The organism is Pseudomonas folii (genome assembly GCF_014357575.1).
GTDB lineage: Bacteria > Pseudomonadota > Gammaproteobacteria > Pseudomonadales > Pseudomonadaceae > Aquipseudomonas > Aquipseudomonas folii.
Map to the genome: position 1 here is coordinate 1 of NZ_JACONW010000116.1, position 17,673 is coordinate 17,673.

The 17,673-nt window shown below is 57.4% G+C and carries 15 protein-coding genes; 4 read left to right on the forward strand and 11 right to left on the reverse strand.

Annotated elements, in window-relative coordinates; all coding sequences use genetic code 11:
* Positions 1-2: 2 nt before the first annotated feature.
* On the reverse strand, positions 3-1,100 hold the full coding sequence (locus H8S59_RS20025) for a BMP family ABC transporter substrate-binding protein (protein ID WP_095100351.1): 1,098 nt from the start codon (positions 1,098-1,100) through the stop codon (positions 3-5).
* Between the two features lie 418 nt (positions 1,101-1,518).
* Between H8S59_RS20025 and H8S59_RS20030 the strand changes: the two genes are divergently transcribed.
* A complete protein-coding gene (locus H8S59_RS20030) occupies positions 1,519-2,610 on the forward strand; it encodes a calcium:cation antiporter (RefSeq protein ID WP_095100349.1) in 1,092 nt (363 codons plus the stop codon).
* 139 nt (positions 2,611-2,749) lie between these two features.
* Here the strand turns inward: H8S59_RS20030 and H8S59_RS20035 are convergent, their stop codons facing one another.
* From H8S59_RS20035 to H8S59_RS20045, 3 genes are all read right to left on the reverse strand, one after another.
* Positions 2,750-4,105, reverse strand: a complete 1,356-nt coding sequence (locus tag H8S59_RS20035; RefSeq protein ID WP_187522565.1) for an 8-oxoguanine deaminase — start codon at positions 4,103-4,105, stop codon at positions 2,750-2,752.
* Positions 4,106-4,381: 276 nt separating this feature from the next.
* Complete coding sequence (locus H8S59_RS20040) at positions 4,382-5,071, reverse strand: SDR family oxidoreductase (RefSeq protein ID WP_187522572.1); 690 nt, start codon at positions 5,069-5,071, stop codon at positions 4,382-4,384.
* A gap of 19 nt (positions 5,072-5,090) precedes the next feature.
* Positions 5,091-5,441, reverse strand: a complete 351-nt coding sequence (locus H8S59_RS20045; protein WP_187522566.1) for a MerR family transcriptional regulator — start codon at positions 5,439-5,441, stop codon at positions 5,091-5,093.
* Positions 5,442-5,685: 244 nt separating this feature from the next.
* Between H8S59_RS20045 and H8S59_RS20050 the strand changes: the two genes are divergently transcribed.
* Positions 5,686-6,168 carry a hypothetical protein gene (locus tag H8S59_RS20050; RefSeq protein ID WP_095100341.1) on the forward strand — a complete coding sequence of 161 codons (483 nt, stop codon included), beginning with the start codon at positions 5,686-5,688 and terminating at the stop codon, positions 6,166-6,168.
* A gap of 10 nt (positions 6,169-6,178) precedes the next feature.
* On the opposite strand, the gene H8S59_RS20055 is transcribed toward H8S59_RS20050, so the two are convergent.
* The 7 genes from H8S59_RS20055 to H8S59_RS20085 all read right to left on the reverse strand — a co-directional run bounded on the left by H8S59_RS20055 (position 6,179) and on the right by H8S59_RS20085 (position 14,487).
* Positions 6,179-7,105, reverse strand: coding sequence for an ABC transporter permease (locus H8S59_RS20055; RefSeq protein ID WP_095100339.1), 927 nt, complete (start codon positions 7,103-7,105; stop codon positions 6,179-6,181).
* Positions 7,105-8,208 (reverse strand): ABC transporter permease, encoded by a 1,104-nt coding sequence (locus H8S59_RS20060; RefSeq protein ID WP_095100337.1) that lies wholly within the window; start codon positions 8,206-8,208, stop codon positions 7,105-7,107. The genes H8S59_RS20055 and H8S59_RS20060 overlap by 1 nt, the downstream gene beginning before the upstream one ends.
* A gap of 11 nt (positions 8,209-8,219) precedes the next feature.
* On the reverse strand, positions 8,220-9,788 hold the full coding sequence (locus H8S59_RS20065; protein ID WP_187522567.1) for an ABC transporter ATP-binding protein: 1,569 nt from the start codon (positions 9,786-9,788) through the stop codon (positions 8,220-8,222).
* A 758-nt stretch (positions 9,789-10,546) separates the two neighbouring features.
* Positions 10,547-11,137 carry an IMPACT family protein gene (locus tag H8S59_RS20070; protein WP_095100333.1) on the reverse strand — a complete coding sequence of 197 codons (591 nt, stop codon included), beginning with the start codon at positions 11,135-11,137 and terminating at the stop codon, positions 10,547-10,549.
* A gap of 33 nt (positions 11,138-11,170) precedes the next feature.
* The gene (locus H8S59_RS20075; protein ID WP_187522568.1) at positions 11,171-11,833 is read right to left on the reverse strand and encodes a TetR/AcrR family transcriptional regulator; all 663 of its coding nucleotides are present in this window, start codon (positions 11,831-11,833) and stop codon (positions 11,171-11,173) included.
* A gap of 75 nt (positions 11,834-11,908) precedes the next feature.
* Positions 11,909-13,300, reverse strand: coding sequence for a uracil-xanthine permease family protein (locus H8S59_RS20080; RefSeq protein WP_187522569.1), 1,392 nt, complete (start codon positions 13,298-13,300; stop codon positions 11,909-11,911).
* Positions 13,301-13,566: 266 nt separating this feature from the next.
* Positions 13,567-14,487 (reverse strand): LysR family transcriptional regulator, encoded by a 921-nt coding sequence (locus tag H8S59_RS20085; RefSeq protein ID WP_099269476.1) that lies wholly within the window; start codon positions 14,485-14,487, stop codon positions 13,567-13,569.
* A gap of 127 nt (positions 14,488-14,614) precedes the next feature.
* On the opposite strand from H8S59_RS20085, the gene aptA reads away from it, so the two are divergent.
* The gene (aptA, locus tag H8S59_RS20090; RefSeq protein WP_187522570.1) at positions 14,615-15,961 is read left to right on the forward strand and encodes an omega-aminotransferase AptA; all 1,347 of its coding nucleotides are present in this window, start codon (positions 14,615-14,617) and stop codon (positions 15,959-15,961) included.
* Between the two features lie 64 nt (positions 15,962-16,025).
* On the forward strand, positions 16,026-17,519 hold the full coding sequence (locus H8S59_RS20095; protein ID WP_187522571.1) for a CoA-acylating methylmalonate-semialdehyde dehydrogenase: 1,494 nt from the start codon (positions 16,026-16,028) through the stop codon (positions 17,517-17,519).
* Positions 17,520-17,673: the final 154 nt, after the last annotated feature.

Below are 17,673 nucleotides of genomic sequence, written 5' to 3' on the forward strand. Positions count from 1 at the left end.
AGTTACTTCGGCAATTCCGCCTTGATGCCTTCAACGTAATAGTTCATCGAGGCCAGTTCTGCATTGGTCGCAACCTGGCCAGCCGGGATTTTCACTGTGCCGGTCTGATCCTTGATCGGGCCGGTGAACGGGTGGAATGCGCCACTTTTGATGTCGGCAATGATCTTCTCGGCTTCTGCCTTCACGTCCGCCGGGACGATATCGCTGATCGGCAGCTCAACCGTGCCTTCCTTCAGACCGCCCCAGTAATCCTGAGATTTCCAGGTGCCATTGATCACGCCTTCAGTCGCCTGAATGTAGTGCGGCCCCCAGTTGTTGACGATGGAAGTCAGTACCGCTTTCGGGCCGAAGTGGGCCATGTCCGACGCATAACCCACGGCATAGACACCGCGACGTTCGGCCGTCTGGATCGGCGCCGGGCTGTCGGTGTGCTGGAACATCACGTCCACGCCCTGATCGATCAGCGCGTTGGCAGCGTCAGCTTCTTTGCCCGGATCGAACCAGGAGTTGACCCATACCACTTTGATTTCAGTGCCCGGGTTGTACTTGTTCAACGCCAGCTGGATCGCGTCGATGTCACGCAGGACTTCCGGGATCGGGAACGATGCGACGTAACCGACCTTTTTGGTCTTGGTCATTTTGGCCGCCAGGAACCCACCGACGTAGCGACCTTCATAGGTGCGCGCCAGGTAGGTCCCCATGTTCTTGTCCTGCTTGTAGCCAGTGGCGTGCTCGAAAGTCACTTTCGGGAACTGTTTGGCGACCTTCAGTGTTGGGTTCATGTAACCAAAGGAGGTGGTGAAGACCAGATCGTAGCCACCCTTAGCCATATTGCGGATGACGCGCTCAGCGTCGGCGCCTTCCGGCACGTTCTCGACATAACTGGTGGTGACCTTGTCGCCCAGAGCTTCAACCATGGCCTTGCGGCCCTGTTCATGCTGATACGTCCAGCCGTGGTCGCCGATCGGGCCGATGTAGACGAACCCTACTTTCAACGGATCTGCCGCTGATGCCAGCAGACTGGAACCCAGGCCGACGACCGCAGCCATGGCACACAGCAATTTTTTCAGGGGGCGACGCGGGTGAGTGGTGGAGTGCATCGGGTCTAGCTCCTTGTGGTCTTGTTGGCACGGCCGTCTAAGCGGGTTGCTCGAACAATGCAAAAAACTGACCAACTGGACAGTTAATGACAGGGCTAGCCTCTCAATCGATTTAGCCTTGGCAGGACGATGCCAGACGGTGCAGAACCGGCTGGCTTTGCTGCTAACTGGTGCAAGCTGCTCTGCTGGACCTCTGTGGAATTCTGACGTGGGACCGGCTTTAGCCGGGAAGGCGGCATTTCTGACGATGGAGCTATGGCGACTGTACCGGCCTCTTCCCGGCTAAAGCCGGTCCCACGTCATTCGCACCAATATTCAGGATCTCACCTATTTTGAAACCTTTGCTTACACTCGGCACTCTCAACGCCTTGAACACGTTATCCGGACGTTTCACCCAGGAAGGTTTATAGGCTAGTCAATGGGCTCAATACTCAAGCAAGAAAAATTTCTCCTGCTCGCGATCATCGCGACAGTTGTCGCCTACGTGTTCGAGCATTCGTTCCTCAATAACGGGCAGGGCGTGGCGCTGACGGCGGGGATTGCGCTGGTAGGTTTCATCGTCTGTGCATCGTTGCGCGTGGCTCACCACGCCGAATTGCTTGCAGAGAAAGTCGGCGATCCCTACGGCACCATGATCCTCACCCTGTCGGCGGTGCTGGTGGAAGTCGTGATCCTGGCGATCATGATGAGCAACGAACCGTCGCCAACGTTGGTGCGCGATACGATTTACTCAGCCGTGATGCTCGATATCAACGGCATCCTTGGGCTGGCCGCTCTGATGGGCGGTATCAAGCATGGCGAGCAGTCTTACAACGACGATTCAGCCCGCACCTACAGCGTGATGATTCTCACCGCGATGGGCGTATCCATGGTGGTGCCGGAGTTCATCCCCGAAGGTGACTGGAAGCTGTATTCGGCGTTCACCATTGGCGCGATGATCTTGCTCTACACCCTGTTCCTGCGCATGCAGGTCGGGCCGCACAGTTATTTTTTCAGCTACAGCTATCCAGAGAAAAAGAAGCGCAAGGACCAGCCTGAAGCGGAGGCCAAGCCGGTCAATCTGACGCTGTCCATCGGCACCCTGGTGCTTGGCGTGGTGGTGATTGGCGCACTGGCGGAAGTGATGTCCAAGACCGTTGATTTGGGGCTTGAAGGCACTGGCGCACCGCCGGTCATGACTGCGATTCTGGTGGCGGCCATTTCTGCCGCACCGGAGATTCTGACGGCATTGCGCGCGGCCCTGGCCAACCGTATGCAATCGGTGGTGAACATTGCTCTTGGTGCATCGCTATCGACGGTGATCCTGACCGTACCCGTCATGGAAGCCATGGCCCTCTACAGTGGCCAACCGTTTCAAATGGCGATGACCCCGGTGCAGACCGTGATGATTTTCATCACCCTGCTGGTGAGCGCCATCAACCTCAATGACGGCGAAACCAACGCGATAGAAGGCATGACCCACTTCGTGTTGTTTGCGACATTTATCATGTTGTCGTTGTTGGGGTTGTAAATCCTCAAACTGCGCTACTGTGCTGCAAACGAATGATCTGTAGGAGCGCACGAGCACCGCGAGGCCGCGATAGCGGTATATCAGGCAGAACGCCATCGCTGCCTCGCATTGCTCGTGAGTTCCTACAGGAATGGGTTCATCAGCCGCGAATCAACGCCCGCGCCGCCTGGCTGTGATCAGCAATCAATCCCTTCAGGTCCAGCCCTTCGACTTGCCCATCGATCACTCGCCACTGGCCGCCAATCATCACCCGATCAGCACGATCGGCGCCGCACAACAGCAGCGCCGACAATGGATCGTGGCTGCCGGAGAAGCGCAGTTCATCCAGCTTGAACATTGCCAAATCGGCCTGTTTACCGACTGCCAGTTCACCGATGTCGCTACGACCAAGTAACTGCGCCGAACCCTTTGTGGCCCAGCCAAGCACCAGTTCGGGTGTGATCTTTTCTGCGCCATAACGCAGACGTTGCAGATACAGCGCCTGCCGCGTTTCGAGGATCATGTTCGAGGCGTCATTTGACGCCGAACCGTCTACGCCAAGCCCCAACGGCGCGCCTGCTGCGATCAGATCCAGCGTCGGACAAATGCCGGAAGCCAGGCGCATGTTTGAACTCGGGCAATGACATACACCGGTGCCTGCTGCGCCCAGTCGAGCGATTTCGTCAGGGTTGAAGTGAATCCCATGGGCCAGCCAGGTTCTCGGCCCCAGCCAGCCGACGCTGTCGAGATAATCCACCGTTCGCAGGCCGAAACGCTGCAGGCAGAAGTCTTCTTCGTCGAGGGTTTCGGCCAGGTGAGTGTGCAGGCGTACGTCGAGCTTTTCCGCTAAAGCTGCGCTTTCACGCATGATCTGCGGCGTGACTGAGAAGGGCGAGCAGGGCGCCAAGGCGATCTGGATCTGCGCGCCCGCGCCACGTTGGTGATAGCGTTCGATCAGGCGCTGGCTGTCTTCAAGAATCACTTCGCCTTGCTGCACGGTTTGTTGCGGCGGCAAACCTCCATCGTCTTCACCCAAGCTCATTGAGCCGCGAGTAAGCATGGCGCGCATGCCCAATTCGCGGACGCTTTCAACCTGGACATCGATGGCGTTTTCCAGGCCGTCCGGGAACAGGTAGTGATGGTCTGCCGCAGTGGTGCAACCCGACAGCAGCAACTCGACCAGTGCGACTTTACTGGCCAGCGCCAGTTTCTCGGGAGTCACACGCGCCCAGACGGGATACAAGGTTTTCAGCCACGGAAACAAAGGCTGGTTGACCACCGGAGCCCAGGCACGCGTCAGTGTTTGATAAAAGTGGTGATGGGTATTGATCAAACCCGGCAGCAGCACATGCTCACGGGCGTCGAATACTTGATCGCACGGGCTGTCGGGTTGCTGACCGGCGCCGAGCAGTTCGACGATGACACCGTTTTCAATCACCAGACCGCCTCGTGCATCGAGGGCATTGGCCGTGAAAACAGCGAGGGGATTTTTCAACCAGATACGGATCGCAGGCATCGTGCCGGCTCCTCTGAAAGACAGGTTCAGGTTAGCCAGCTCAGTGTTGCCCTGTCTGCTGATCCAGGGGCGCCGGGTGGATCTCGGCGCCCGGCGATTCTAACCGCATTTTTTTTGTTGGGGCGAGATCTTTGTGAGAGCGTTCATCCCGTAGGACCGGCTTTAGCCGGGAGGGCGTCGTGACATTCACCCAATCTTATTCGCCAGCAATACCGCTCTCCCGGCTAAAGCCGGTCCTACGAGAGTCTCCCGCAGGAAATTGCGATTTCTGCAATATCACCAGGGGATCGTCTCGCCTTTGTAATCCACAAAGTAATGCCCGCCTTTACCTGCGTAGTTCACGAGCTGCTCCACTAAACCGTGGGTGCTGGTTTGGACATCGATAGCCGCACCTTCGCCGCCCATGTCGGTTTTCACCCAGCCCGGGTGCAAAGACAAGACGGTGGGGCGAGGCTCTGGCAACTGCAGGACGAACGTGTTGGTCAGGGAGTTCAGCGCCGCTTTGCTCGCTTTGTACAGCGAAGCATCAGCACCGTCCGGACAGGTTACGCTGCCGAATCTGGAACTCATGAAAGCCAATACACCCGTGGTTGGGCGCATCTGCTGGACGAGGCGCTCAGCCAGCCGGATAGGTGCAATGGCGTTGGTGAGAAATAATTGAGTCAGTTCAGCCGTGGTGATCTGCTCGGCGCTTTGTGGTCTTGGCCCCATTATTCCGGCATTGATGACCAGCGCATCAAAGACTTGCCCCTCCAGCTTGCTTTTCAGGGCATCCAGAGACGCCACGTCATCCAGATCCAGGGTCTCGACACGGACGCCAGATATTGCTTTGAGGTCAGTCGCTTTTTGTGGATCGCGAACGGTGGCGATGACGTTCCAGTTTTGTTCGGTCAGTTGTTTGACCAGTCCGAGGCCGATGCCACGAGAGGCTCCGACGATCAGTGCAGTTTTTTGAGTAGACAAGATTTTTCTCCTTGAAAAGTTATCAGGGGCTTAGCGGGCAGCTCTGGCCCAGACGGTTCTGCAATTCGGTGCGCAATTCGCCGAGTGCTTCAATTCGCGTCTCGATCAGCACGAGCTTGTCCCTGAGTAGTTGAGCAATGGCCAGATCTGGCGCAGGCGTCTTCCAGAGTTCGGCAACGCTGTGGCCGATTTCGTTCAGGCTGAAACCCAGGCGCTGTGCGGTTTTGATGAACTGCACCAACTGCACCATCTCCGCAGGGTAGTGCCGATAGCCGTTAGCGCTGCGTTGCGCGGCAATCAAACCACGCTGCTCATAGAACCGCAGAGTGTCGCGGCTGACCGCGGTGGCTTGAGCCAATTCACCAATGCGCATTTTTCCGTCCCTTGGGGTTGACCCTGGAGCGTACTCCAGCCTTTAGCCTCCTGCCATGTCTGCAAAATACTAATTTCTTAGGAAATTCTATGTTTGCTCGTGGAGGAGGACGTGGGACCGGCTTTAGCCGGGAAGGCGGTGTTTCTGACGACCCTTTATCAGTAACTGTCCCGGCCTTTTCCCGGCTAAAGCCGGTCCCACGACATCGCGTCAATATTGAGATCACAGCGCCAGGAGAGTTTATATGTGGCAACCGCAACACTATCGCCAACTCGTTCGTGCCAGTGGCTGGTACGACCTGATCGTCACGGCTGCTTTTGTAACACCCTGGAGTTTTGCCGTATTGCACGGAGTGTTATCCAGCTTGAGTCAGGCCTGGAGTGTGCCCGGTGCGCTGCCCACATTCGAGCCCATGCATATGTTGATGGCCAACCTGCTGGGTTCGATCGTTTGCGTGTGGTCAGTGCTACGGATTCGCGATCCGCAAGCGGTTTTCGGGCGTTACGACGCAGTAGGTCGATTGCTGTTCGCGACGTGGCAGGCCTATGCCCTGATGCAGGGGGCGACGTGGTTGCTGGCGGGATTCCTGATCATGGAATTGATCTGGGCGGTGTTGCAGCTGTGGCCCCGTGGGACCGGCTTTAGCCGGGAATGCGTCCTTACCGCCAATAAAAATTTATCGGCTGTGCGGGCTTCTTCCCGGCTAAAGCCGGTCCCACGTCATTGAGCTGTGAGTCTCAATGCCCCGCCTGCCATGGCTGCCCCAGAGAAACCGGAGCATACAGCCTTGTGCGCAGGGCATTACGCGACAGCAGCACCAATACCACGATGGTCGCCACGTATGGCAGCATGGCCAACAGGTTAGACGGGATCGCCAGGCCTATACCCTGCGCCACCAAATGCAGGATGCTGGCGAGGCCGAACAGGTACGCACCCAACAGCAGGCGCCACACTCTCCAACTGGCGAACACCACCAGCGCCAAGGCGATCCAGCCGCGCCCGGCGCTCATGTTTTCAGCCCACATTGGCGTGTACGCCAAGGACAGATACGCCCCGGCCAGCCCGGCCATTGCGCCACCGAACAACACCGCCAGGGTTCGCACGCGCAGCACCGGCAAACCCATGGCGCTGGCGGCGTCCGGGTTCTCGCCAACGGCCTGAATGATCAGACCGACGCGGCTTTTCAACAGGGCCCAGGCCACCAGTGCAAACAACGCGAAGGACAGGTAAACCAGAATGTCCTGAGCAAACAGCATGCGGCCGATCAGCGGGATGTCGCTCAAGTAAGGAATCAGAATCGGTTCGAAACCTTGCAGCGGTTTACCTACCCAGGCTGCTCCGACGAAGCTCGACAAACCCACGCCAAAGATAGTCAGCGCCAAACCCGTTGCCACTTGATTGGCATTGAAGACCAGCGCCACCACCGCGAACAATCCCGACAGCAGCATCCCCGCCATCATCGCCAGCAGCACACCGAGCCACAGATTGCCGGTGCTCAAGGCGATGATGAAACCGATCACTGCGCCAAACAGCATCATGCCTTCCTGGCCCAGATTGAGAACGCCGCTTTTTTCGCAAATCAACTCGCCTAGGGCGACCAATAGCAGCGGCGTACCGCAACGCACCATGGCAAAGAAAATATTGCTCAGCAGATCGATATCCATCACACGGCTCCCGTGGCAGCGGGTGCCATCTGACGTTTGGCCCAGCGCGCTTTCAGGCGTGGGCGATAGAGAATCAGCACATCACAGGCCAGCAGGAAGAACAGCATCATTCCTTGAAACAGCTGGGTAATGGCTTGGGGAAGGTTCAGGGCCATTTGCGCGTTTTCGCCGCCTAGATAGAGCAGCGCCATCAGCAAACTGGCGAACAGAATACCGATCGGATTCAGGCGGCCGAGGAAGGCCACCGTGATCGCTGCATAGCCATAACCCGGTGACACTTGCGGGACCAGTTGACCAATGGGGCCGGCGACTTCGCTGACTCCAGCCAAGCCAGCCAGTCCGCCGCTGATCAGCAAGGCCAGCCAGACCAGGCGTTTCTCGCGAAACCCGACAAAACCTGCCGCACGTTTATCCAGCCCCAGCACTTTGATCTGGAAACCGACAAAGCTGCGTTGCAGCAAAACCCAGACTGCGACCAAAGCCAGCAAGGCGAAATACACACCCGCATGCACGCGGCCGTCCTCGGTCAACAGCGGCAAGCGGCTGGCATCACCAAACATCGCTGACTCAGGAAAATTCATTCCGGCAGGGTCTTTCAGCGGTCCATGAACGAAGAACAGCAACAGGTTCAGCGCGATGTAGTTGAGCATGATGCTGGTCAGGATTTCATTGGCGTTGAAGTGGGTGCGCAGCCAGGCAGTCAAACCCGCCCATGCTGCACCACCCAATGTGCCGACCAGCAGAATCAGGACCAAGGCCCAGCGGCTTTCCATATCAATGATATTGACCGCCAGGGCACTCCCCGCCAGCGCGCCCATCAACAACTGGCCTTCTGCGCCGATGTTCCAGATGCGCGCCTGATAAGCGACCGCCAAACCCAACGCGCAGAGCAGAATCGGCAGCGCCTTGACCATCAGTTCGGATACGCCATACCAGTCGCTGACCGGTGCAATCAACAAGGTATGCAGAGTGAGCAATGGGTCCAGGCCCAGAGCGATAAACAATAATGAGCCGCAGATCAGGGTCAATACTGCGGCCAGCAGTGGCGAAAACCACAGCATGGCTCGCGATTGTTGCCCGCGCGGTTCCAGAGAGAGCAGCATCGGAAACTCCGTTAATTAAGCGCGGCGGCTTGGAATTGAGGTTGAGTGGCAGACGGGGCATCGAATTCACCGGCCATCCAGCCGCCGACCTGCACGGGCGAGGTTTGCCCGGTCGGCACGAGAGGGGAGAGCCTGCCACTGCTCAGCGCTGCAAGGCGGTCGCTGATCTGGAAGAGTTCGTCGAGGTCTTCGGAAATCACCAGGATTGCTGCGCCCGCATCACGCAAGGCAATCAGCGCGCGATGAATCGCTGCGGCGGCCCCCACGTCGACACCCCACGTTGGGTGCGCAGCCACCAGCAATTTCGGATTCTGCAAGATCTCGCGACCCAGAATGAATTTCTGCAAGTTGCCGCCGGAGAGACTGCGAGCGGGCGCCTGGGCATCTGGCGTCTTCACCGCGAAGCGTTTGATGATCTCATCGGCCAGGCTTCTGACCTTGCCACGCTGGACCAGCCCGTTGCTGACCAGCCCTTGCTGAAAAGCAGTCAGCAACGCGTTATCACTGAGGCTCAAGTCCGGCACTGCGCCGTGCCCCAGTCGTTCCGCTGGAACAAACGCCAGGCCGTTCTTGCGCCGTGCATCAGGACGTAGATGGCCAACGCTCAAGTCGGCAAATCGAATACTGGATGACAGTGAGTTGCTCAATGTTTGTTCGCCGCTGAGCAGTGCCAGCAACTCGTCCTGACCGTTACCCGCCACGCCTGCAATGCCGACGATTTCGCCGCTGCGCACATCAAGGTCGAGATTCACCAGAGAGCAACCGAACGGATCGGGGTTGTGCCAGGAGAGTTTTTCCACCTGCAGGAACGGTTTCTGCCCCGCGACTTTGGGGTATTGCGCAGTCAGGCCTTCAGCGTCGCCGACCATCAGCCGCGCCAGCTCCAGATCCGAACACTGCGCCGGAATACAGTGTCCGGATACTTTGCCGCCTCGCAATACGGTGGCGCTATGACACAAGGCGCGAACCTCACCCAACTTGTGGCTGATAAACAGAATGCTGCAGCCTTCTGAGGCCAGGCGGCGCAGGGTGACGAATAGTTCGTCGGCTTCCTGCGGCGTCAGTACCGAGGTCGGCTCATCGAGAATCAACAGGCGAATGTCCTGCATCAGGCAACGAATAATCTCGACTTTCTGCCGCTCACCGATCGACAGGCTGTGGACAAGTCGTTGTGGTTCTACCGCCATGCCGTAGCGCTGCGAGACCTCGCGAATTTTTGGTTCAAGTTGCTTTGGCGTACCGGCCGCGCCGCCCATTGCCAACGCGATGTTCTGGGCGACTGTCAGGGTTTCGAATAACGAGAAATGCTGGAACACCATGCCGATGCCCAAGCTGCGGGCCTGTGCCGGATTACGCATTTTCAGAGCCTGTCCCTGCCAGACTATTTCGCCTGAATCGGGCTGCGTCACGCCGTAGATGATTTTCATCAGGGTGCTTTTGCCTGCGCCGTTTTCGCCAAGCAGGGCGTGGATTTCTCCGGGGGCAATATTCAGGTCGATGGCATCGTTGGCCAGGCAGCCGGGATAGCGCTTGCTGATGGCACGCAGTTGCAGGCGTGCAGATGTCACAGGGTTTGGCATGACAGGCTCAAGGTAAGAGGATCGCCTGTGGATAAAGCAATTTCCTGGCCAGGCAGTCAGGTTTTTGCGGGTAAATGCCGATTTGCTTGTAAGGGCGAAGTCCCGAGGGCTAGAGCCTGGGGTCTGCGGTGGAGCCGAAAGTCCATGTCGGCACCATATCAGGGCGTCAGGCTGAGGGAATGATTCAATTTCGCACAGTCCACTGAGTAAAAAACATACAGTCACCGTCAAGTGAGGCAACTCCGGCATTACCGCAACCCTTGCACCTGTTATCCACAGGTTGCTCCACAGTAAATGTGTGCAAGCTCAAAAGTGCGGTATAAGCAGGCAATTGGTAGTAGCGGCTGACGATAACGAACTGTAACGCGCTGTTTTTACATCTCTTTTGTTGTTATATGACAGATTTGTATAAAAAATGATCGATCGGCTGAAAGCCAGGTACGGCAAGGCTTGCGGCCGCATGTGCTCAGCTTATCCACAGCCGGATGCACAGTAATTGTGTGTAGGCCAGACATCTGCGCCCCCACGACCTTGCTTAGATTTTGTGGGAGCCGAGCTTGCTGGCGATAGGTCGGACGCGATCCAAAGTGAACCGCGTCCACCTTTATCGCGAGCAAGCTCAGCTCCCACAGGTTCTGCGCGATGTGGTGGGACCGGCTTTTAGCCGGGAAGGCGGTATTTCTACAGATGAATACTCATCTGCTGTCCCGGCTTCTTCCCGGCTGAAGCCGGTCCCACGTGGCCAGGGGGGCTTTGTATCATTCCCCGTCTTTGCTCAAAACTATCCGCCCCCGGCTCAAGTCTGCCAACTGCCGCTGCAGCACTTCAACCTGCTCGGGGCCAACTGCAATCGCAAGGTCCACTCCGTTGGCGGTGAAGTCTTCCTGCTGCACCAAACCGTTGAGCTCCGCCACCCGCAACTTGACCAGCGCCAATTCGCTGAAGCTGCAAGACAGACTCAACGGCACGCGAGTGATCAGCGGCAGACGCTCAGCCTGTTGCAGGCATTTATTGGCACCACCGCCATAGGCCCGGGCGAGGCCGCCGGTACCCAGTTGAATGCCGCCGTACCAGCGAATCACCAGCACGACGACCTGATCAAATTCCTGAGCTTCGATGGCGGCCAGAATCGGTCGGCCCGCAGTCCCGCCAGGTTCGCCATCGTCATTGCTGCGATATTGATCGGCCAGTTTCCAGGCCCAGCAATTGTGAGTCGCGTTGAAGTCGCTGTTCTGCTCGATAAACGCTTGTGCGTCGGCGGCGCTGGAGATGGGCGCGGCCAGGGTGATGAAGCGGCTCTTGCGAATCTCTTCGCGAAATTCGCAAGGGCCGACCAGAGTAAAAGGCATGCGTGGGTTCCAGCTGTAAACAGATTCCGCCAGTTAAGCGCCTGGAGGCGTCAGGCCGCAACCCTTGAGGATGATGCGAATGAGATTATCGCCCGCAACTTCCATGTCTTGCTTGGTCAGGCGAGTGCGTCCGGTCACCTGGCAGATTTGCGTAGCAAAGTCGGCGTAGTGTTGAGTACTGCCCCACAGTAGAAAGATCAGGTGCACCGGATCGACCGGATCCATCTTGCCTGCATCGATCCACGCCTGAAAAACCGAGGCTCGCCCTTGAAACCAGGCCTGGTAATCCTGGCTGAAATACTGATTGAGGCATTCGCCGCCGCTGATGATCTCCATCGCAAAAATCCGCGAGGCCTGGGGCTGACGACGGGAGAATTCCATCTTGGCGCGGATGTAGCGGCTCAGTGCCAATGCCGGGTCATCCTCAACGGTCAGGTTGTTGAAGGTGCTGTCCCATAGCTCGAGGATGTTGCTGAGTACCGCAACGTACAAGCCAAGCTTGTTAGTGAAATAGTAATGAAGGTTGGCCTTGGGCAGCCCGGCGTTCAGCGCGATGGTATTCATGCTGGTGCCTTTGAAGCCGTGACGAGCGAACTCGTCTTCGGCGGCTTTGATAATGGCCTCTTCATTCTTCTGACGAATGCGACTGGCGGGCTTTGTGTCGTGACTACTGTGCGCAGGGACTTCAAGGATCATGGGGCCGTTCCGGACAGATCAAGGGGGTACAACGCTGAACAGCTAACCCAATCAGGTGTTCAGCATTATCAGTAGTTAGCGTGTCGATGGCTCACCTTCGGTTGCAGATTCTGTACCTGCAACGCTCGCCTTGTCCTCTGGCAATAACAGGCTCATCACGATGGCTGTGATGCCGCCGCTGGTGATCGCCGAGTCGAACAGGTTTTGCACCAGTTTAGGCAGGTGATGCAGCAAGGCCGGTTGGGAAGCGATGCCCAAGCCAACACCAAAAGAAGTGGCAATGATCAGCATGCTGCGCCGATCCAGCGGCGCTTGAGCCAGAATGCGCACGCCTGCCGCGGCGACGCTGCCGAACATGACCAGGGTTGCACCGCCGAGGACGGGTTTGGGGATTTGTTGCAGCAAAGCGCCAATGGTCGGGAACAGGCCGAGCATGAACAGGACTGCGCCGATGTACAGACCCACATAACGACTGGCCACGCCAGTGAGCTGAATCACACCGTTGTTTTGCGCGAAAGTGGTATTGGGGAAGGCACTGAAGGTTGCGGCGATCATGCAACTGAATCCGTCGCCCAATACGCCACCTTTAAGCCGGGCAATGTACGTGGGGCCGCTTATGGGCTTTTTAGCGAGCATGCAGTTGGCGGTCAGGTCGCCGACGGTTTCGATAGTGCTGATCAGATAAATCAGCGCAACGGGCAGGAAAGCTGTCCAGTCGAAGGCGAACCCGAACCTGAACGGGACCGGTACGCTGATCAGGGGCAGGTCGCCAACGGAATGAGGTATCAGCTTTCCGCTGAACCACGCCGCCAGGCTCCCGGCAGCCAGGCCGATGATGATCGCGGACAAGCGTATCCATGGCGTATTCGACCGGTTGAGCAGAATGATAACGATCAGCACGAAGCCGCCCAGTGCCAGATTCAGCGGCTCTCCAAAGTCCGGGGCGTTGAAACCACCACCCAGATCCGTCACTCCGACTTTGATCAGGCTGACGCCGATCAGGGTGATCACGATGCCCGTGACCAAAGGCGTGATGACTCTGCGCAGTTGGCCAATGAAGCGACTCAACACAATCTGCACCATCGCGCCGAAAAAACAGACGCCGAAGATCATCGCCAGAATGTCTTCAGGGCTCCCGCCGCGTTGCTTGACCAGAAAACCGGCAGACAATACTGCGCCGAGAAAAGCAAAGCTGGTGCCTTGCAGGCAGATCATCCCTGCGCCAATCCCGAATGGACGACGTGCCTGGATGAAAGTCCCTACACCTGAAACCATCAGCGCCATACTGATCAGGTAAGGCATGTAGGCGCCCAGCCCCAATGCCGAGCCAATCACTAATGGTGGGGTGATGATGCCGACGAAACTGGCGAGTACGTGTTGCAGCGCAGCGAGTATTGCCGGTAACGGCTTGGGCCGATCATCGAGGCCGTAGATCAGATCGCTGCTGGGTGAGGCTTCGGGCTGCATGTCGTGCTCTCGCGGGTCGTTTAATACAACTACTGTGCAAAAAGCTGTCCAAGTGCTCAGGTTTTTTGAGCGCTAATGTTTAGCGTATATCTGTCGCGGCGGCACCGGTCTCCATGGCACCGCGCCGTCGCGCAGCAAACTCATGACCTGTAGGAGTGAGCTTGCTCTCGATTCGGTCTCGTGGTCGACGAATTCATCTACTGAATTGACGCTATCGCAAGCAAGCTCACTCCTACAGTGCATTAGCCTGCAACTGGACAAATGTCTCACCGTGTAGCAGCCAGCGTCTGCAGAAAGCTCTCCAGCACCAAATGAGGGCGACGCCCTTTGCGGGTCACCGACACCAGACTCAGGTCATAAAAGCGCGATGCCGGTTTCAGTGCCCTCAAGCGACCCTGCTGCACCCAGAAGCTCGCGTAGTGATCCGGTAAATAGCCGATGTAACGCCCGGTCAGAATCAGAAACGCCATGCCTTCCCGATCCGACGCGCTGGCCGTGCAATTGAGCGCCTGGTAATGAGCCTGAATTTCTGCCGGCAAACGGAAGGTCGGCGCAATGGCATCCTGCTCTGCAAGACGCCCGTCATCCAGCGCAGCATCCTCCATATAGAAAAGCGGGTGTCCCACTGCGCAATAGAGCAGCGAACGCTCGCTGTACAGCGGCTGATATTCAAGGCCCGACAACGCGCTGGCCTGAGGGACTACCCCTACGTGCAGGCGACCGTCGAGTACGCCTTGCTCCACCTCATTGGGCGCAATCATGCGGATGTTGATGTGCACGTCAGGTCCACGCTCTTTCAACTGAGCCAGTGCGTGCGTGATGCGCATGTGGGGGAGCGTGACCAGATTGTCGGTCAGGCCAATGTTCAACTCACCACGCAGATGCTGGTGGAGGCCGTTGACCTCTGTGCGGAAGCTTTCCAGTGCGCTCAGCAGTTGTAACGCCGACTGATAAACCTCACGGCCCTCTTCGGTCAACGAAAATCCTGCGCGACCGCGCTGACAAAGGCGCAAGCCCAGGCGCTGTTCCAGATCACTCATTTGCTGGCTGATGGCCGAACGGCCTATGCCAAGCGCGCTTTCGGCCGCGGAGAACCCGCCCGACTCGACTACGCTTCGAAAGATGCGCAGCAATCGAATATCAAAATCGCTGACTTGTGCCAGTGGATCGGGGCGACGGCTGCTCATAGTTTAGTCATCGGCTAACTAAAGATCGTAAAAGTTGAGTTTTCACGACTTTATCCCCGTGGCACCGTAGCTGCATCAAGTATTTGCAGTCACTCAATCGCCCAGCGCTCAAGCGAGGTCCGTTTCGATGAACAGTTTCGAGTCGTCCGACATGTCTATTGCCAGCCAACTGAAGCTTGATGCTCATTGGATGCCCTACACCGCCAACCGCAATTTCCAGCGCGATCCGCGCTTGATCGTCGCGGCGAATGGCAGTTACCTGACAGACGACAAGGGACGCAAGATCTATGATGCGCTTTCTGGTCTGTGGACCTGCGGTGCGGGTCATACGCGCAAGGAAATTCAGGAGGCTGTCTCTAAACAACTGGGCATTCTGGACTATTCCCCGGGGTTTCAATTCGGTCACCCACTGTCGTTTCAGCTCGCTGAAAAAATCACCGAACTGACGCCGGGCAATCTGAATCACGTGTTTTATACCAACTCAGGTTCCGAGTGCGCCGACACCGCCGTGAAGATGGTGCGCGCCTACTGGCGTCTGAGAGGGCAAGCGACCAAAACCAAAATGATTGGCCGCGCGCGTGGCTACCACGGTGTGAACATCGCGGGCACCAGCCTCGGTGGAGTGAACGGCAACCGTAAGATGTTTGGCCAATTGATGGATGTGGATCATCTCCCTCATACCTTGCTGACCAGCAATGCTTATTCGAAAGGCATGCCCGAGGCGGGCGGTATTGCTCTCGCGGATGAAATGCTCAAATTGATCGAATTGCACGATGCCTCGAACATTGCAGCAGTTATCGTCGAGCCAATGGCGGGTTCCGCTGGCGTGATCGTGCCGCCTCAAGGCTATCTCAAGCGTCTGCGGGAAATCTGCGATCAGCACAACATCCTGCTGATCTTCGACGAAGTCATTACCGGCTTCGGTCGTACCGGCTCCATGTTCGGTGCGGACAGCTTCGGTGTGACGCCTGATCTGATGTGCATCGCCAAGCAAATTACCAACGGTGCCATTCCGATGGGGGCGGTGATTGCCAGCAGCGAGATCTATCAGACCTTCATGAACCAACCAACGCCTGAATACGCGGTTGAATTCCCGCACGGTTATACCTACTCCGCGCACCCGGTTGCCTGTGCGGCCGGTATTGCTGCGCTGGATCTGCTGCAACGGGAAAATCTTGTTCAGCAAGTTGCTGAAGTGGCGCCGCATTTCGAAAGCGCACTGCATGGCATCAAAGGCACAAAGAACGTCGTCGACATTCGTAACTACGGTCTGGCGGGCGCTATTCAGATTGCGCCGCGAGATGGCGATGCAATTGTTCGTCCCTTCGAGGCGGGCATGAAACTCTGGAAGGCTGGCTTCTATGTACGTTTTGGCGGTGACACCCTGCAGTTCGGGCCAACCTTCAACAGCAAACCGCAAGACCTGGATCGTTTGTTCGATGCGGTTGGCGAAGCGCTGAATCAGATCGACTGATAAACCTCTTCTATATAGGTGACAGGCGCGGAGTTTGTTCGCGCCTGCTTTGTGGAGTCATTTCATGAGCAACATTCAACACTTGATCGACGGCCAATTGGTCGGCGATACCGGCCGCACTGCTGACGTGTTCAACCCGTCGACGGGTCAGGCCATCCATAAAGTCCCGTTGGCAAGTCGCGAAACAGTGCAACAAGCCATCGACTCGGCCAAGGCGGCGTTTCCGGCCTGGCGCAATACTCCTCCAGCAAAACGTGCCCAAGTGATGTTCCGCTTCAAGCAACTGCTGGAGCAGAATGAAGGCCGCATCGCGCAGTTGATTAGCGAAGAGCACGGCAAGACTCTCGAAGACGCGGCGGGTGAACTCAAGCGCGGTATCGAGAACGTTGAATACGCCTGTGCCGCGCCGGAAATCCTCAAGGGCGAATACAGCCGCAACGTAGGGCCGAACATTGATGCCTGGTCCGACTTCCAGCCGCTGGGTGTCGTTGCCGGTATTACGCCGTTCAACTTTCCCGCCATGGTGCCACTGTGGATGTACCCGCTGGCGATCGCTTGCGGTAACTGTTTCATCCTCAAGCCGTCCGAGCGCGATCCGAGCTCCACGCTCCTGATCGCTCAATTGCTGCACGAAGCGGGTTTGCCCAAGGGCGTGCTCAATGTCGTCCATGGCGACAAGGCGGCGGTGGATGCGCTGATCGAAGCGCCGGAAGTCAAAGCGCTGAGTTTTGTCGGTTCAACGCCGATTGCCGAGTACATCTATAAAGAAGGCGCTGCACGCGGTAAACGAGTCCAGGCCTTGGGCGGTGCGAAAAATCATGCGGTGCTGATGCCGGATGCTGATCTGGATAACGCGGTCAGTGCGTTGATGGGCGCTGCTTACGGTTCGTGCGGCGAGCGCTGCATGGCCATCTCGGTTGCCGTGTGTGTGGGTGATCAGATTGCTGATGCGCTGGTGGCTAAACTGGTGCCGCAAATTGCTTCGCTGAAAATCGGTGCCGGTACAACCTGCGGGTTGGATATGGGGCCATTGGTCACCGGTCAGCATCGCGACAAAGTCGGCGGCTATATAGAAGACGGTGTGCAGGCGGGCGCCAAGTTGGTCGTTGATGGTCGCGGCTTGAGCGTTGCCGGTAATGAAGACGGCTTCTTCATGGGCGGCTGCCTCTTCGACCAGGTCACGCCAGAGATGCGCATCTATAAAGAAGAGATCTTCGGGCCAGTGCTGTGCATCGTGCGAGTTGCCAGCCTTGAGCAGGCGATGCAACTGATCAATGATCATGAGTACGGCAATGGCACCTGCATCTTCACTCGTGACGGTGAAGCGGCGCGTCTGTTCTGTGATGAGATTGAAGTGGGTATGGTTGGCGTCAACGTGCCGCTGCCAGTGCCGGTTGCCTATCACAGCTTCGGCGGCTGGAAGCGTTCGCTGTTCGGTGATCTGCATGCGTACGGGCCGGACGGGGTGCGCTTCTATACACGCCGTAAGGCTATTACGCAGCGTTGGCCGCAACGTGCGAGCCACGAAGCTTCGCAGTTTGCGTTTCCTAGTCTGTAAGTAGCCGATAGAGAAGGGGGAGCCGTTAGGCTCCCCCCCTTTGTTTTATGGGGCCTCAGGAAGATATGACAATTTAGTGAAATTAAGGGTTGACGGCCTCTCAGATCTCTCTATAATTCGCACCTCTTCTGGCGCAGACAGAACGAAAAACTCT

What these genes read in the sequence shown, in the direction of transcription:
- H8S59_RS20085 (WP_099269476.1), bottom strand. Translation starts at nt 14,487, where the DNA reads ATGAGCAGCCGTCGCCCCGATCCACTGGCACAAGTCAGCGATTTTGAT.
- H8S59_RS20050 (WP_095100341.1), top strand. Translation starts at nt 5,686, where the DNA reads ATGTGGCAACCGCAACACTATCGCCAACTCGTTCGTGCCAGTGGCTGG.
- H8S59_RS20095 (WP_187522571.1), top strand. Translation starts at nt 16,026, where the DNA reads ATGAGCAACATTCAACACTTGATCGACGGCCAATTGGTCGGCGATACC.
- H8S59_RS20075 (WP_187522568.1), bottom strand. Translation starts at nt 11,833, where the DNA reads ATGATCCTTGAAGTCCCTGCGCACAGTAGTCACGACACAAAGCCCGCC.
- H8S59_RS20055 (WP_095100339.1), bottom strand. Translation starts at nt 7,105, where the DNA reads ATGGATATCGATCTGCTGAGCAATATTTTCTTTGCCATGGTGCGTTGC.
- H8S59_RS20035 (WP_187522565.1), bottom strand. Translation starts at nt 4,105, where the DNA reads ATGCCTGCGATCCGTATCTGGTTGAAAAATCCCCTCGCTGTTTTCACG.
- H8S59_RS20045 (WP_187522566.1), bottom strand. Translation starts at nt 5,441, where the DNA reads ATGCGCATTGGTGAATTGGCTCAAGCCACCGCGGTCAGCCGCGACACT.
- H8S59_RS20070 (WP_095100333.1), bottom strand. Translation starts at nt 11,137, where the DNA reads ATGCCTTTTACTCTGGTCGGCCCTTGCGAATTTCGCGAAGAGATTCGC.
- aptA (WP_187522570.1), top strand. Translation starts at nt 14,615, where the DNA reads ATGAACAGTTTCGAGTCGTCCGACATGTCTATTGCCAGCCAACTGAAG.
- H8S59_RS20080 (WP_187522569.1), bottom strand. Translation starts at nt 13,300, where the DNA reads ATGCAGCCCGAAGCCTCACCCAGCAGCGATCTGATCTACGGCCTCGAT.
- H8S59_RS20060 (WP_095100337.1), bottom strand. Translation starts at nt 8,208, where the DNA reads ATGCTGCTCTCTCTGGAACCGCGCGGGCAACAATCGCGAGCCATGCTG.
- H8S59_RS20065 (WP_187522567.1), bottom strand. Translation starts at nt 9,788, where the DNA reads ATGCCAAACCCTGTGACATCTGCACGCCTGCAACTGCGTGCCATCAGC.
- H8S59_RS20025 (WP_095100351.1), bottom strand. Translation starts at nt 1,100, where the DNA reads ATGCACTCCACCACTCACCCGCGTCGCCCCCTGAAAAAATTGCTGTGT.
- H8S59_RS20030 (WP_095100349.1), top strand. Translation starts at nt 1,519, where the DNA reads ATGGGCTCAATACTCAAGCAAGAAAAATTTCTCCTGCTCGCGATCATC.